The organism is Winogradskyella wandonensis (assembly GCF_004346845.1).
Classification (GTDB): domain Bacteria; phylum Bacteroidota; class Bacteroidia; order Flavobacteriales; family Flavobacteriaceae; genus Winogradskyella; species Winogradskyella wandonensis.
On record NZ_SMGI01000003.1, the window covers coordinates 160654 to 176626 of the forward strand.

17 protein-coding genes are annotated in these 15973 nt (G+C 34.1%); 6 read left to right on the forward strand and 11 right to left on the reverse strand.

What is annotated here, in order from left to right; all coding sequences use genetic code 11:
- The first annotated feature begins 97 nt into the window (after positions 1–97).
- Together DFQ05_RS09990 and DFQ05_RS09995 are read left to right on the forward strand one after the other, a co-directional pair.
- Positions 98–901, forward strand: coding sequence for an alpha/beta hydrolase (locus DFQ05_RS09990; RefSeq protein ID WP_132705271.1), 804 nt, complete (start codon positions 98–100; stop codon positions 899–901).
- A gap of 5 nt (positions 902–906) precedes the next feature.
- A complete protein-coding gene (locus DFQ05_RS09995; protein ID WP_132705272.1) occupies positions 907–1164 on the forward strand; it encodes a DUF1456 family protein in 258 nt (85 codons plus the stop codon).
- A 36-nt stretch (positions 1165–1200) separates the two neighbouring features.
- On the opposite strand, the gene sucC is transcribed toward DFQ05_RS09995, so the two are convergent.
- The gene (sucC, locus tag DFQ05_RS10000) at positions 1201–2391 is read right to left on the reverse strand and encodes an ADP-forming succinate--CoA ligase subunit beta (RefSeq protein WP_132705273.1); all 1191 of its coding nucleotides are present in this window, start codon (positions 2389–2391) and stop codon (positions 1201–1203) included.
- Positions 2392–2577: 186 nt separating this feature from the next.
- Between sucC and lysA the strand changes: the two genes are divergently transcribed.
- Complete coding sequence (lysA, locus tag DFQ05_RS10005) at positions 2578–3780, forward strand: diaminopimelate decarboxylase (protein ID WP_132705430.1); 1203 nt, start codon at positions 2578–2580, stop codon at positions 3778–3780.
- 17 nt (positions 3781–3797) lie between these two features.
- On the opposite strand, the gene DFQ05_RS10010 is transcribed toward lysA, so the two are convergent.
- Complete coding sequence (locus tag DFQ05_RS10010; protein WP_132705274.1) at positions 3798–5339, reverse strand: carboxypeptidase-like regulatory domain-containing protein; 1542 nt, start codon at positions 5337–5339, stop codon at positions 3798–3800.
- A 19-nt stretch (positions 5340–5358) separates the two neighbouring features.
- Positions 5359–5946, reverse strand: a complete 588-nt coding sequence (locus tag DFQ05_RS10015) for a hypothetical protein (protein ID WP_199221987.1) — start codon at positions 5944–5946, stop codon at positions 5359–5361.
- A 54-nt stretch (positions 5947–6000) separates the two neighbouring features.
- On the opposite strand from DFQ05_RS10015, the gene DFQ05_RS13600 reads away from it, so the two are divergent.
- Positions 6001–6150, forward strand: a complete 150-nt coding sequence (locus DFQ05_RS13600; protein ID WP_158281908.1) for a hypothetical protein — start codon at positions 6001–6003, stop codon at positions 6148–6150.
- Here DFQ05_RS13600 and DFQ05_RS10020 read toward each other — a convergent pair.
- Together DFQ05_RS10020 and DFQ05_RS10025 are read right to left on the reverse strand one after the other, a co-directional pair.
- Entirely contained in the window at positions 6147–7559 is a 1413-nt protein-coding gene (locus DFQ05_RS10020) for a M20/M25/M40 family metallo-hydrolase (RefSeq protein ID WP_132705275.1), read from the reverse strand. The genes DFQ05_RS13600 and DFQ05_RS10020 overlap by 4 nt on opposite strands.
- Entirely contained in the window at positions 7552–8430 is an 879-nt protein-coding gene (locus DFQ05_RS10025) for a PPK2 family polyphosphate kinase (RefSeq protein ID WP_132705276.1), read from the reverse strand. Before DFQ05_RS10025 ends, DFQ05_RS10020 begins: the two co-directional genes overlap by 8 nt.
- 196 nt (positions 8431–8626) lie before the next feature.
- On the opposite strand from DFQ05_RS10025, the gene DFQ05_RS10030 reads away from it, so the two are divergent.
- On the forward strand, positions 8627–9358 hold the full coding sequence (locus DFQ05_RS10030) for a hypothetical protein (protein ID WP_132705277.1): 732 nt from the start codon (positions 8627–8629) through the stop codon (positions 9356–9358).
- A 1-nt stretch (position 9359) separates the two neighbouring features.
- Here the strand turns inward: DFQ05_RS10030 and DFQ05_RS10035 are convergent, their stop codons facing one another.
- From DFQ05_RS10035 to DFQ05_RS10055, 5 genes are read right to left on the reverse strand one after another with little or no spacing between them, the layout of a single operon-like run.
- Positions 9360–10523: a sigma-54-dependent transcriptional regulator gene (locus tag DFQ05_RS10035; protein ID WP_132705278.1), complete on the reverse strand. Its 1164-nt coding sequence runs from the start codon at positions 10521–10523 to the stop codon at positions 9360–9362.
- Position 10524: 1 nt separating this feature from the next.
- Positions 10525–11418, reverse strand: a complete 894-nt coding sequence (locus tag DFQ05_RS10040; protein ID WP_241974252.1) for a DUF6268 family outer membrane beta-barrel protein — start codon at positions 11416–11418, stop codon at positions 10525–10527.
- Positions 11418–12299, reverse strand: a complete 882-nt coding sequence (locus tag DFQ05_RS10045; protein WP_132705279.1) for a mechanosensitive ion channel family protein — start codon at positions 12297–12299, stop codon at positions 11418–11420. Before DFQ05_RS10045 ends, DFQ05_RS10040 begins: the two co-directional genes overlap by 1 nt.
- A gap of 4 nt (positions 12300–12303) precedes the next feature.
- Positions 12304–13614, reverse strand: a complete 1311-nt coding sequence (locus tag DFQ05_RS10050) for an ABC transporter permease (protein WP_132705280.1) — start codon at positions 13612–13614, stop codon at positions 12304–12306.
- A 2-nt stretch (positions 13615–13616) separates the two neighbouring features.
- Entirely contained in the window at positions 13617–14543 is a 927-nt protein-coding gene (locus DFQ05_RS10055; protein WP_132705281.1) for an ABC transporter ATP-binding protein, read from the reverse strand.
- Between the two features lie 102 nt (positions 14544–14645).
- Between DFQ05_RS10055 and DFQ05_RS10060 the strand changes: the two genes are divergently transcribed.
- Positions 14646–14858 (forward strand): hypothetical protein, encoded by a 213-nt coding sequence (locus tag DFQ05_RS10060; protein ID WP_132705282.1) that lies wholly within the window; start codon positions 14646–14648, stop codon positions 14856–14858.
- A gap of 3 nt (positions 14859–14861) precedes the next feature.
- Here DFQ05_RS10060 and dnaJ read toward each other — a convergent pair whose 3' ends face one another.
- The gene (gene dnaJ, locus DFQ05_RS10065; RefSeq protein ID WP_132705283.1) at positions 14862–15971 is read right to left on the reverse strand and encodes a molecular chaperone DnaJ; all 1110 of its coding nucleotides are present in this window, start codon (positions 15969–15971) and stop codon (positions 14862–14864) included.
- Positions 15972–15973: the final 2 nt, after the last annotated feature.

Consider the following 15973-nt stretch of genomic DNA (forward strand, 5'->3'; position numbering starts at 1 on the left):
GATTTTATTGTCAGTCATAAATTGTATCTTGTCGAAAAGTTTCATGTATTTAATCGGTATTTTTAAACCTTTATCATTTGTAACTTTCTAAATATCTATGAGATACGCCGTTTTATTCTTCTTATTTCTTCTGCTTAAAACATTCCAAGCGTTTCCTCAGAATACAGCATCAGAACAAGTTAAATCTTTTGATATTGAAGCGCCTCAATTAGATGCTAGCAAGACAATATGGGTTTATATTCCTAAAAATTATAATAGCTCTAAAATTTCTTATCCTGTAATTTACATGCACGATGCACAGAATATTTTCGACGATGCAACGTCTTATACCGGAGAATGGAAAGTTGATGAATTTTTGGATAAACTAAGAACTAAAAATAGTATTGTTGTTGGTATAGAGCATGGTAACGAAAAACGCATTGATGAACTTACTCCTTACACTAACGAAAAGTACGGTGGTGGATTGGGAGATAATTATCTTAATTTTATAAAAAACACCTTAAAACCTCATATCGATTCTACCTACAGAACTATTAAATCAGCTGAGCATACAACACTGTTTGGGGCTTCTTTAGGCGGTTTAATTTCATTTTATGGTGTGATAAAATATCCTGATACTTTTGGAAAAGCTGGTGTATTTTCTCCTTCGTTTTGGATAAATGAACAGATTTATGATTTTGTAAAAACTACGGACATATCTGCATTAAAGAAATTTTACTTCCTTGTTGGCGCAGAAGAGGGCCAAAATATGGTATCTAATGTAGAACGCATGGTAACAATCCTAAAAGAAAAAGGAATTAAAGAGAATCAAATAAAAAATACTATCGTAAAAGGTGGTAGACACAATGAAGCCTTTTGGGGTGAATATTTTGGAGATGCCTATCTCTGGTTAAACCGTTAAATAAGATGACCAATAACGACATATTTAAAAAACTTAGAGTAGCACACAAATTAAGAGATGATGATATTGTAAAAATCATGGCGCTTGTAGATTTTAGAATTACCAAGAGTGAGCTAGGTGCCTTTTTTAGACGTGAAGACCACCCAAAATATATGGAATGTGGCGACCAGATTTTGCGTAACTTTTTAAACGGACTTATTATTCATCTTCGAGGTCCAATGCCTAAAAAAGGTGAAAATAAACCACAAAAAAAGAGCGACTAAATAGTTGCTCTTTTTAATTATATCTAAAATTAGAGATTAAGCCAATACAGCTTGAACCTTATCTGCTGCTTCTTGAAATTCTGTTGCACTTAAGACATCCAACCCAGAATTGTCGATTAACTCTTTGGCAATGTCTGCATTTGTACCTTGTAAACGTACAATAATTGGTACATTAATATTACCCATATTTTTGTAAGCATCAATAACACCTTGCGCTACACGGTCGCAACGTACAATTCCACCAAAAATATTAATTAAAATTGCTTTTACAGCTGGGTCTTTAAGGATAATTTTGAAAGCCGCTTCTACTCTAGCTGCGTCGGCGGTACCACCAACATCAAGGAAGTTCGCAGGTTCACCACCAGCTTGTTTAATCAAGTCCATGGTAGCCATAGCTAAACCAGCACCGTTAACCATACAACCAACGTTACCGTCTAAATCTACGTAATTAAGACCTAGTTCACCAGCTTCAACCTCAATAGGGTTTTCTTCACGTTTGTCGCGCAAAGCTGCTAAATCTTTATGTCTAAATAAGGCATTGCCATCTAAAGTTACTTTAGAATCTACTGCCATGATTTTATCATCACTTGTCTTTAATACAGGGTTAATTTCAAATAAAGAAGCATCAGACTTCACATAAGCCGTATACAAAGCAGAAACAAACTTTGTCATTTCTTTAAATGCTGTACCAGATAAGCCTAAGTTAAATGCCACACGACGCGCTTGAAAGCCTAAAAGACCTAAAGCTGGGTCAATCTCTTCTGTAAAGATTAAATGTGGTGTTTCTTCTGCAACGGTTTCGATATCCATTCCACCTTCAGTAGAATACATAATCATATTTTTTCCTGTTGCTCTATTTAAAAGTACTGACATGTAATATTCTTCTGGCTCATTATCTCCAGGATAGTAAACATCTTCAGCAACTAAAACTTGGTGTACACGTTTACCTTCAGCAGACGTTTGAGGTGTTACCAAATCCATACCAATAATTTGTCCAGATAATTCTTCTACTTCTTGTAGATTTTTAGCAAGCTTAACGCCTCCACCTTTTCCACGTCCACCAGCGTGAACTTGTGCTTTTATAACATGCCAACCTGTACCAGTTTCTTCAGTTAATTTTTTAGCTGCTTCAACAGCTTCAGAAGCACTTTGTGCTACAATACCACGTTGGATACGTACACCAAAACTGCTTAATAATTCTTTACCTTGATATTCGTGTAGATTCATTTGTAATCAGAAATTTATTCGTTGCGCAAAAATAATTAATAGCTATTACTTACGCTAATATTTACAAAGTAAAAAAGAGAGCGTAATTCAAATGTTATATAATTAACATTTTGTTTTAAATATGATTTTTATCTCTGAAAAAAGCTTTCAATATTCCTAAAACAAATACATTTGAATAAAAAATTAATGAATACGCAGCTCTTGAAAATAGCAGAAAAATTTGGTAGTCCTATCTACGTATACGATTCAGAAAAAATAATTACACAATATGACAGACTTAAAAATGCATTTAAAGGTGTTAAGAGTTTAAAACTAAATTATGCCGCAAAAGCACTATCTAATATTTCAATTTTAAAATTATTTAATTCTTTAGGCTCTGGATTAGATACGGTATCCATACAAGAGGTAAAATTAGGTTTAAAAGCAGGTTTTGCCGCAGAATCCATCATATTTACTCCAAACGGCGTGTCATTGCAAGAAATTGAAGAAGTGGCAGAAATGGGTGTTCAGATAAATATTGATAATCTTTCTATTTTAGAACAATTTGGTACGAAACACCCAAAAGTCCCTGTTTGTATTCGTATTAATCCGCATGTTATGGCTGGAGGAAATACAAATATTTCTGTTGGACATATTGATAGTAAGTTTGGGATTTCAATCCATCAAATTCCTTTGTTGTTGCGTATTGTTGAAAATACAGGAATGAATATCAACGGTATACATATGCATACTGGTAGTGATATTTTAGACATTGATGTATTTCTCTACGCCAGTGAAATTTTGTTTGAAACGGCAAAAAACTTCAAAAATCTTGACTTTATAGACTTTGGTTCAGGATTTAAAGTACCATACAAAACCGGAGATATAGAAACCAATATTGAAGAATTGGGGGAAAAACTCTCCAAAAGATTTAATGAATTTTGCTCTAGCTATGGAAAAGAGTTGACCTTGGCCTTTGAGCCAGGTAAATTTCTAGTGAGTGAAGCTGGAGTCTTTTTGGCAAAAGTGAATGTGGTTAAACAAACAACCTCTACTGTTTTTGCACAAATCGACTCTGGTTTCAATCATCTTATACGACCAATGCTTTACGGTTCTCAGCATGAAATTGTAAATATCTCTAACCCTGAAGGTCGCGAGCGTTTCTATTCTGTTGTTGGTTATATCTGCGAAACGGATACGTTTGCTAATAACCGTAGAATTTCAGAAATAAATGAAGGTGATATTTTATGCTTTAAAAATGCAGGTGCTTATTGCTTTACAATGGCAAGCAACTACAACTCACGTTACAGACCTGCTGAAGTTTTAATCCATAATGGCGAAGCGCATCTTATTAGAGAAAGAGAAACATTTGAGGATATTTTGAATAAGCAAATAGAGATAACAATTTAATTTATACATCAACAAATTTAGTCCTTCGTTGTTTTAAGAGGTGAATTGAGCCAGAAATCCTCAACTATGATACTTTTATTTACTCTAGTGCGATAAATAGGTTTATCTTTTTGTATATATATCAAATTTTCATCTAGAGCTTTTTCAATATTAACTTGTTGCACAAACAATTCTCTAAATTGATACCCTTCAATTTTAGTGAGTTTATTAATCTTAAAACCAGCTTTATCTTTAATGTTTTTTAATTTATAACTAAAATCAGACTCATTAATTTTACTATCATCTGTGATGCTAGAATTCCAATTAGCGAGTTCAACTTTTATGACTTTATCGCTGTGTAAAGCGACATTACTAATTAACATTTTCTGACGCTTATAGTATAGTTTTATATTGCTCTTTCGTTTTATAGATGCTTCATCTATTTTCTTATTGAAAGTAAGATAAAACGACTTATCACCAGAATCGAAGTCAGCCTTGATAATTCTAAAAGCATCTTTTTGTTTTATAATAAAGTTGTTATTGAATGTAATATAGTTAAGATACATTTTTTCGTTCCTTTTTTTATACTCTATAACAACTTCAAAAACTGGAGTATTCTCATCTTTTTTAAAAAGCGAATAGTTGAACTTATGTATAGCAAAATCCTGTTTAGAAATATAGATAGTTCCTTTAGAATCATATGTTTTTCCTGAAGCAATATCATTAGCAACAAACCTTATTTCATATAATGGTTCATCATCTAAATAAGTTATTCTTCTTCTTGTTAAATCATGGTTCTCAATAAAATTCTCTTTAAATACATTTACAAAAGAGAAACTATCATTGTTATAATTTCTTATAGCATCATGTATATTTAAAATACTTAACTCATTATCAAGAGTGCTCCGCATATTTGCATCCTTTATTTCTTTAGTATCATTATAAATTGAATTTGCTAACAATGAGTCTACGGGGAAGTCCTTATTAACTTTATAACTATATAAAGCATCTTTATTCTTATAATACTTTACTTTATCTGTCTGAAAGCCTTGATCAAAAGATTCTATAATACCCTCAGTCATATTATAATAAACATTATCAATAAGCTGATAATCTCTATAATAACTGATGTAAGAGAAAGGTTCTATAGGATAATTGCTTGAAATCCTTTCTATAGCTTTTTGAACTATTGCATTTGCACCTGGGCCAAAATCGGTATCCTTTTTCTTGGTTGTTATAATAATTTCGTCTAATTCTTCGGTCTTAGATTCCATGAGAATCAAATTAATCTTATTATCCTTTACAGATTCCAAGTCAACTATCTTGGTCTTATACCCAATAGACGTGATAATAAGGCTGTCATTAATAACTTTATACTTATAAGGAACTCTAAAATCGCCTTCTTCATCAGCAATAATCCCATTAGGGCTTACTCTAAATTGTATAGTAGCATAAGCAATTGGAAAATTATCTTCCTTATCAACAACTTTGAAGAGTAGTTCTTTACTTTCATTTTGAGAGTGGGCTACAAAACAGAATAGTATAAGAATTGATTTTATAAATTTACTATTTAAACTCATGTAAATTATTTTTTAATAGTTACTGCATTACTTTCCCAGTAAAGTGATTAACCTTCGGATTTATAGGATTGCCAGTAACACGTCTGTAAACGGCTAGCTGTCCACAATGCCAAATGGCATCGGCTATTGGTCCATTAACTTGATTCCAAAATGGGATTTCTTGTTCTCCAAAAATGATTTTATATTCAGAAATGTCATTGCTTTCGCGAAGAATATCCGCCGCAATTTTTAAATTCTTTAAGGTTGCTGCACGTTTTTTTTCATAAGTCATTTCTTCTTTCTCTCCTCTAGAATTAGCCTTTTTTAAAGTGGAATTGACAATGATTTTAGACAAATCGTAAATATGGTCAAATGTTTCAGCTGTTGAACGGCCATCAGAATTAAGCTTGTAAGCTAAATCTTTTTCGGTTAAATCTTTAGACGCCCAATAAAACCGAAAGCCCAAAGCATCAACCATCCGAGCCGCCATAGTTCCTGCTGTAAATTCTTTTGAATATTCTGGTACTTCGTAGTATGGTAATTCTTTTTTGCTTTGCGCTGATAAAACTGAATTTCCGACCATTGAAACCAATACAACACAGATTATTTTATATTTCTTTAAGACCATTTATACTTTCTTTAACGGAGATTAAGCCTTCAATATATTATATTAAAGGAAAAAATGAAAAAAGATAAAAACGAAAATTACATGACTCACAGAACTCCAGCCGACATGCATGGCGATGGTGTATATTTTAATGAAGACCTTTTGGCTAAAAAACGCCAAAAAGAACTTCAAAAACAAAAAATTGCTCAAAAAAAGTCTAATTAATCTTTTATCTGAGGTACATTTTTAATTTGATTCACACCATATTTATCAAACAAATATACAAGTGAGGTCATTGTGGCTGCACCCAATTCTAATTCACGTTTATTAACTGCATCGAATGTATCATTAGAGGCATGATGATAATCGAAATAACGTTGAGAATCGGGTCTTAAACCCGCTAAAACAATATTATCGTTTTTGAGCGGACCAATATCTGCACCACTGTATCCTTTTTCGAAAAAATGAATAAGATAAGGCTTAAATAAACTACGCCATTGCTCTATTTGAGCCAAGTTAGCATCACTACAATCAAAACTAAAACCTCTAGGTGTAAATCCGCCTGAATCACTTTCTAAAGCAAAAATATGGTTTTCACCCTTTTCTTTGGCAATCTCAGCGTATTTACGACCACCACGAAGACCATTTTCTTCATTCATAAATAATACAACACGGATGCTTCGCTTTGGTTTTATTCCACTTTCTTTTAGTAGTCGCAAAACTTCCATAGATTGTACAACACCTGCACCATCATCATGCGAGCCGTCGCCCAAATCCCAAGAATCTAAATGTCCACCAACGACCATAAATTCGTTAGGGAATTCACTTCCTGTGATTTCACCAATAACATTGTACGATAAAACATCATCGTATTGTTGACAGCTTTGTTTGAAATAAAATTCTGGGTTTGCTCCGCTTGCAATTATTTCCGAAAGCGTATTGGCATCATTAGTACTTATTGCTGCAGAGGGAATGCGCTTATCTTCTGGTAAGTCTAAATAGCCCATACTTCCTGTGTGCGGAAAATCGTCTTGACGTAAATTTAATGACCTAACAATAACACCAACAGCACCTAATTTTGATGCTTCATAAGCACCAGCATAACGTTGCTTTGAGCAACCGCCGTAAGCCTCGAACGTGTTGATTAAATCTGCTTGCATTGCGCCATTGAAGAATACAATTTTGCCTTTGACTTTTTCTTCACCAAGCTCAGCGAGCTCTTCAAAGCTTTTGACCTCAACAACTTTGGCTTGTAAACCTTTATCAGAAGTCGCTGTTGAACCACCAAGAGCACAAATATTAACAGATTCTTTAATTTTCAAATCATTATTACCAACTATAATATATGCTTCTTCTTTTTCGCCACGAACCCATTTTGGGACCATAACTTCTTGTAACCAAACTTTATCAAGTCCTAATTTTTCTAGTTCAGCTTTTGTATATTCTACTGCTTTTTGAGCATTCTCAGAGCCCGACAAACGACCTCCGATTTCGTTAGATAAATAATCTAACCAATCGTAGCTTTGCCCATTGGTTAAGGATTGTTTGTAGATGTTTTTTAATGTTGCGGCATCGTCTTGAGCAAAAAGTGAAATGCTTAAAAACGTAAAAATAAAGGCTGCTATTCTATTCATTTTCTAATTGGGATTTATATAATTCTATATTTTCTTTTTCGTCATTTGGCATTACTGGCTCAACGATATCTTTGTATTCTCTTAGTGTATCGTACAAGATTTTTGCAACAATATATCGCGCGGTTGGCTTGTCATCTGCTGGGATATTAAACCATGGTGCGTGGTCTTTGGACGTGTTGTTTAACGCATCTTCGTAACAGTCTTGATATTTGTCCCAAAGTTTGCGCTCTTTTAAATCTCCAGCTTCAAATTTCCAGTTTTTATCTGGCTTGTTTAAGCGACGTAACAGTCTGTTTTTTTGCTCATCTTTTGATAAGTTTAAAAAGAACTTAAAAATAATAGTTCCGTTATCTGCAATGTGTTTTTCAAAATTATTTATTTCTTGAAAACGACGTTGCCAAAAATCATAAGTAACATCTTCTACTGACTGGATATCTGGCATATTCTCGTACAACAAGTAATTGGGATGCACGCGCGTTACAAGAACATTTTCGTAATGTGTTCGATTAAAAATTCCAAATTTTCCACGTGCTGGTAGAGCCAAATAATGACGCCATAAGTAATCGTGTTTTAACTCTAAATCGGTTGGTTTTTTAAAGCTGTGTGCTTCAATTCCCCTAACATTAAATTCTTTAAAAACTTCTCTTATTAAACTATCCTTCCCAGCGGTATCCATACCTTGAATACACATTAAAACCGAATATTTACCATGCGCATACATAGTATTTTGAATATCAGCAAGCTTTTTACTGAGCTTATTCATTTTCTTTTCAATGACTTTCTCTTCCTCTTCTAAATTATACTTAGTAGTAAGCTCATTGATTTTAATTGGTGCTGAAATTCTAAATTCGTCCGTACTAATGCTTTTCATAAAAACGGTTTATTATTTACTAATGTTTTGAAACTAAACCTTAAATATAATGTAATTATAAAAAATTGTAAGGTGACGCTACATCGGAAAACAAATATTAGGTCTAGAAACTACCGTATATCGATTATTTCTCTTAAAAGTTGTCTAGCTATTTAGATTTAGTATTTTCGTTTTTACCCAAACCAAACCCCAAATTATGAAGAAGTATTACCTACTTATCCTACCGCTATTTTTATGTTTTTATGCAACGGCTCAAGATGTACATGTTATTTTAGGAAAATGCAGTCGAAACGCAGTTTCTGGACATAAATCCTATAATCTAGGGAATTTAAAGTACTATGCAAATCGCTCTAAAAATGCTATTGACCAACTTGTTGCTAATACCGATTTTATAACTTGTGATGCTGCGTACGATTTATCCAAGAGTATTACAATACATTTAGAATCTGCCTTATTGACTGAAGATTTTGCGACAGCAAAGGCACACCTAATTAAGGTTGAAGAGACTAGTGTAGAAATTTTTAATGCCTATAACCTATGTAGCCTAAACAATGGTAGCGAAGTTTCAGAAGATTCTAATACAAATGACTTATCTAAATTAGAAGAACAGCAGGACGCTTTAAAACAACAACAAGAAGTTCTTGAGAAAAAAGAACAAGAACTAAAACAACAACTTATTAAACAAAATAAAAAGAAAGCCCAACTCGAAAAACTAGAGTTTGTTAAGCGCAACAAGGCAACAGTTCTAGCTAGTATTAGTAGTTACAATTCTTTGTTAAAATCTTGCAATTGCTCTGGAAAAATCAATGAGCCAAATGAAATGATTGATATTGCAGAAAAAAACATAGATGCGTTGAAAATTCTATATCTAAATAAATCAATCCGTTTAGCTAGAAATTATATTAAGCTACTTGAAGAATGTCAATAAATTATTTAGACGCAAAAGATTTAACATCGGCTTCGCTAACTTCTTTTTCACCAAGAATAATTAAACGTTCTACAACGTTACGCAACTCTCGTATATTACCAGTCCAATCGTAATTTTGAAGCAGTTTTATGGCTTTATCAGAAAATGACTTTGGTGCTGAGCCTTGTTCTTCAGAAATCTTTTTTGCAAAATGATTTATTAATAACGGAATATCTTCTCGTCTGTCGTTTAGGGCTGGAACTTCTATAAGTATTACAGCTAGACGATGGTATAAATCCTCACGAAACTTACCGTCTTCTATTTCCTTTTTTAAATCTTTGTTTGTAGCTGCTACAACTCTGACATCTACTTTTATATCTTTATCGCTACCTACACGTTGAATACGACTTTCTTGAAGTGCACGTAATACTTTTGCTTGGGCAGAAAGGCTCATATCTCCAATTTCATCAAGAAAAATGGTACCGCCATTGGCAGCTTCAAATTTACCTGCACGGTCTTTTGCCGCAGAGGTAAAGGCACCTTTTACATGACCAAATAATTCGCTTTCAATTAACTCGCTAGGAATTGCCGCGCAATTAACCTCAATCATTGGGCCTTTACTACGCTCACTTTTCTGGTGTAACCAATGCGCAACAAGTTCTTTACCCGTTCCGTTAGGTCCAGTGACTAAAACTCGAGCATCAGTTGGCGCTACCTTATCTATCATCTCCTTAATACGACCAATGGCAGGACTATCTCCAATCATCTCGTATTTTTTAGATACCTTCTTCTTTAGTCTTTTGTTCTCTACAACTAATTCTTTCCTATCTAATGCAATACGTACGGTATTTAAAAGACGATTTAAATCTGGTGGTTTAGAGATATAATCAAAAGCACCGAGACGCATTGTGTTTACAGCTGTATCCAAATCGCCATGACCAGAAATCATAACCACTGGCGTTTCTGGTTTTATCTTTTTCACAGCCTCTAATACCTCAACACCATCCATTTTAGGCATTTTTATATCGCAGAGTACTAAGTCGTAATCTTTCTTTTTAATCATTTCTACACCTGCCAATCCATCTTCGGCCTCTTCAACAGCGTAGGTATCACTTTCTTCAGATAAAATTTTTACTAGTACACGACGAATAGCCGCTTCATCTTCTATAATTAATATATGTTGCATATTATATTTTAAATTTTATTCCCGTTCTAAGATAGAAAGCATTTCTTTGATTTAATTGAAAAATATTATCTCTATCACTATTTCTAAGAATGTTGTTTAATCTAAAGGTAAAACCCGAGTACATGTAGGCTACCAAATTATCTGTAAAGCAATATTCGTACCCAAGTCCTCCTACTGCTACAGACAAGGATATATTTGTTGCCTCTTTGCCATCAACTACAATTGGACTTTGCAGGTTTGCAAAGTAACCATCTAAGGTTGTAAACAGCTGTAAGATACTACTACTATTAAAATAATACTTAAGATTAGATTTGGGGATTCCTGCACTAAACGACCAATTTTTGTTGATTTGCCTAAAGTAATTTACAAATGGTAAAGGAAAAGGTATCCCTGCTGTGGTATTATAAGTTAATCCTAATACCAATCTATATGGCTTTTTTAAATCATCTGCTTTAGTTCTGTCTTTAATGTAAAATACGCCTCCATTAAGAAACACATCATCCATAGTCACCGTACCATTTAGTGTAGAGGCAATACGTGGATTGATTTTAAAACCTAGTCTTGTATTTTCTCCTGTTTTAAAAGTGTAACCTAGATTTAAATCAATAATATTTAGCGCACTTAATTCCTGTGTGTTAAACGGATAATCTTCTTCAAGGTTTAGTAATATCCTATTATATTCTGCCCCTACAACAAGATAATTTTCGTCTCCAACCTTTATAGGATAATTTAATAAAGCTCTAAGACGCGTGTACTGGTCTTCGGATTTACTGCTGGGAATAAATGAGTACTCTAGGCGAGCTAAATCCGTCAATTGGGCATTTATTCTTTGGCATATTAAAAAGCAGGCTAACCCTAAAAAAAGCTTGATAATTATGACTTGTGCTAACTTCATTAATTGCCTTGTTTGATATGTATATCTCTTTGAGGAAAGGGTATGGTAATATTATTCTCGGTAAACAATCGGTTTATTGTAAATCGTATCTCACTTTTCGGAATAGCTCCTATAAAACTATCGTCTAAAGTAAAAATTAATCTAAAATTTAACGAACTATCGCCAAAGTTAGTAAACAGAACTAAAGGCTCTGGATACCCTAAAACAGACTCATGACTCCTAGCGGCCTCAATTAATAACTTTTTAACCAATTCTACGTCACTGCCGTAAGCGACACCTACGTCTACACTCTCGCGGGTCAATGTTCCGTTTTGAGTCCAATTGTACAGCGTATTTGTTAAATACAAATGATTTGGAATTACCAAAACCTTGTTGTCTATGGTCACTGCTCTTGTTGTCCGTAGTTTAATTTCTTCAACGCGCCCCACTTTTCCGTCAAGTTCTATGATATCGCCAACATGAACTGATTGGTCAATTAGTATAAAAACTCCAGAAATAATGTCCTGAAAAAATGTTTGAAGCGCCAAACCAACACCAATAAGCAATGCTGCTGAAGCTGCGAATACAGCATTAAGGTTAATGCCAATAGAATCTAAAGTGACAAGAAGGATGATTACATAAATTAACCACCTAAAATAGCCAAATACCACCTGAAATTTTCCTGTATCGTTCTCTGGTATTTTACGAGTTAGAATGCGATATATTATCCTTAACACTATGGTAGTAATAAAAATTACCGTAGTTAATACAAGTAAATCTAAAACAGATATCGAAATCTCTTTAGTTAAGTCAACATGTAAGTTTAAAAAGGATTGCACTTTCTCCCAAACAGAACTTTCTGTAATGGCTTCCTCTATTTTTCCTAAATCTTGAAATATCATGACCCTAATATTTTAACCATTTAAAAATCTCTTTATACGTTGGTTTTTTACCATACATTAAAATTCCCACGCGATATATTTTTGCTGCAAACCAAACTGTAACTACAAATGTCCCTACCAGTAACAATAGACTAATTAATTGCTGCCATAATGGTACGCCGAATGGTATACGCATTAACATAACAACAGGTGATGTAAATGGAATAAACGAAAAAACAGTAGAAACCGTACCGTGAGGGTCGTCTATTACCGTAAACACACCAACATAAACCGCTAGAATAAGTGGCATTAAAATAGGTAACATAAACTGCTGTGTATCGGTTTCGTTATCTACAGCCGCACCAACAGCTGCATAGAGTGAACTATAAAGCAGATAACCACCAATAAAGAACAATAAAAACGCTATAATTAAGTTGGCTAAAGGCAAATTCTGAAATGATTGAACAGCTAAATTAATCTCATTTTCTATTCTTGGACTTTCCATCGCAGTTTGTATGAATTCTTGCTGTTGTCCTTGAGCCGCCATGAGGTCTATGCCAAATACAAGGCTTACTATAGTTGTTAAAATTCCTAAAAGAATAATCCAAATAGCAAATTGGGTAACTCCAGCCAGAGAAGTCCCTACAATCTTACCCATCATTAACTGAATGGGTTTTACGGATGAAATAATTACCTCGATAATACGGCTTGTCTTCTCTTCGATAACACTACGCATTATCATATTTCCATAGATAATAATAAACATAAACAGCAAATAACCTGCGATACCACCAAAAGCTAACTTAAAGATATTATCAATCTTCGAGCTTTTCTGACCATCAAAACTTTCTTGATTAATGCTAATATTAGCTCTAGAATCCTCAATTTTTTGTTGGTCTAAGCCGTTAGAAATAAGTTTTAATTCTCTAAGCTTTTGCTCAATTTTTCCTTCTAAACCAGAAATAATAGTTAGAGAGGGCGAATCCTCAGAATAAAAACTTACCGAAGCAGCAACCTCGTCCAAATCGCCACGACCTACATACAACAAACCATAGTGCTCTTCTTCCTTTACAAAAGTCTTAGCTTTTTCTAAAGATATACCATTAAGATAGTTGTATGTTGTATTGTCTGTATTGGTAAAAACTTCTGTCAATAATCCAGACTCATCAAGTATAGAAATGGTACGTTTTTTATCATTATTTAATTGCGCCAAATATGCCACTACACTTATTAGTGCTACCATAATTAGTGGGCTAACGAACGTCATTACAATAAAGGATTTATTTCTAACCTTATTGAGGTACTCTCGTTTTATAATTAGAGGTAAATGATTCATTCTTAGTTATTTTTTACAGTTTGAATGAAAATGTCATTTGCAGAAGGAATAACTTCAACAAAATGATGCACTTCGGCTTTCGCGGTTAAAAATGATAACAATTCGTTTGGAGACGTTTCTGGTGTTATTCTCACGTTCAGCTTTATATCATCATACACATTTTTAAAAGATGCGGGCAACACATCGAACTTTTCCTTTATTTCTGCGATAACTGTCTCGCTATTTTGTGATTGTAATCCAACTTCAAACGTATTCGACTTAAATTGGCGCTTAATGTCAATTAAGTTACCGTCTAATATCTTATTTGATTTGTGAATTAAAGCAATATGGTCGCACAGCTCCTCGACAGATTCCATACGATGCGTAGAAAAAATTACGGTCGCACCGTCGGCTCTAAGCTTTAAAATTTCGTCCTTTATAATATTTGCATTAATAGGGTCAAAGCCTGAAAATGGCTCATCAAAAATTAGCAGCTTCGGGCGGTGCAATACAGTTACAATAAATTGAATTTTTTGCGCTTGTCCTTTACTTAATTCTTGAATTTTCTTATTCCACCACGACCCGATTTCAAACTTATCAAACCAATATTTTAACTGGGTTTTAGCTTCTGATTTGGACATACCTTTAAGTTGGGCCAGATACAAGGCTTGCTCACCAACTTTCATGGATTTATATAAACCACGTTCTTCTGGTAAATAACCGATGTCTTTTATGTGCTCTGGCTTTAAAGCTTGTCCATCTAAAATAACACGACCTTCGTCTGGAAGCGTAATCTGGTTTATAATTCTAATCAACGTTGTTTTACCCGCACCATTAGGCCCGAGTAATCCAAAAATACTGCCTTGCGGAACAGCAATAGAAACGTTGTTAAGAGCTCTGAATTTTCCAAAATTTTTTGAAACAGATTCAGCTACCAACAATTTGTTCATATATGATTTTTGTGTTTTCCTAAGAACTGTAAATATATTAAATGTAACACGGAATACTAAGGATATTGCCGAATATCTAGTAAAACTAAAAAGTTAAACAAAATGAAAAAATATCTTGTAAAAAGAGATAATGGTCTAGAGATAACTAAAAATAAAAATCTTAAAATAAAGCTTGAACTAAGCTTATATCAGAAAAACAAAACCCACCCTTATCGCAAAATAAGGATGGGAAAAAATTGCTATGAAAAAGAAAAATTACCGCTAATTAGCATTAGCGATAATTCAAATATACTCTTTTTTATGATATTGGAGTAAATTTTAAGAAAACATATCTTTTACTTTCTCAAAAAACGATTTATCACCACTTTCTGGCTTTGGCTGAAAATGCTCATCCTCTCGCATACTTTCGAAAAATTCTTTCTGTTTTTTGTTTAACGTTTTAGGTGTCCAAACGTTAACATGCACCAATAAATCGCCTTTACCATAACCATTTACGCTTGGAATTCCTTTTCCTCTTAAACGTAAAATTTTACCAGATTGCACACCTGGCTCAATTTTAATACGAACCTTTCCTGTAACTGTATCAATCTCTGTTGACGTTCCTAGTACAGCGTCTGGTAAACTTACATATAAATCGTAATGGAGATTATCGCCCTCACGTTTCAAAGTTGGGTGCTCCTCTTCTTGAATAGCAACTAATAAATCACCTGCTATACCATTTCCAGGAGCGGCATTACCTTTGCCCGTAACTTTAAGTTGCATACCATCTACAACTCCAGCAGGAATCTTTACACTTACTGTTTCTTCTTTAACAACCAAACCTTGTGCGTCTGCATCTGATGGCTTCTTGTCGATACTTTGACCGGCTCCGCCACAGGTTGGACAAGTCGTTGCAGTTTGCATACGTCCTAAGATTGTATTGGTTACTCGTGTCACTTGACCTTGCCCATTACAGGTACTGCAGGTTCTGTAAGACACGCCGTCTGCTTGTACTTTACGCTTGACTTTTATCTTCTTTTCTACACCATTTGCGATATCTTCAAGAGATAATTTTACACGAATACGAAGATTACTTCCTTTGACTACACGACGTCCGCCGCCACCAAAACCACTAAAGCCTCCACCGCCAAAGGCTCCACCGAAAATATCACCAAATTGACTGAATATGTCGTCCATATTCATACCGCCACCGCCAAAGCCTCCACCTTCAAAAGCCTGGTGACCAAACTGGTCGTATTTGGCACGTTTATCCTCGTTACCTAAAACTTCGTAAGCTTCTGCTGCTTTTTTGAATTTCTCTTCAGCTTCTTTATCATCCGGATTTTTATCTGGATGGTATTTTAAAGCCATTTTTCTGTAGGCCTTCTTTATCTCCGCTGCAGATGCACTTTTGCTTACACCTAATATGTCGTAAAAATCTTCTTTCATCA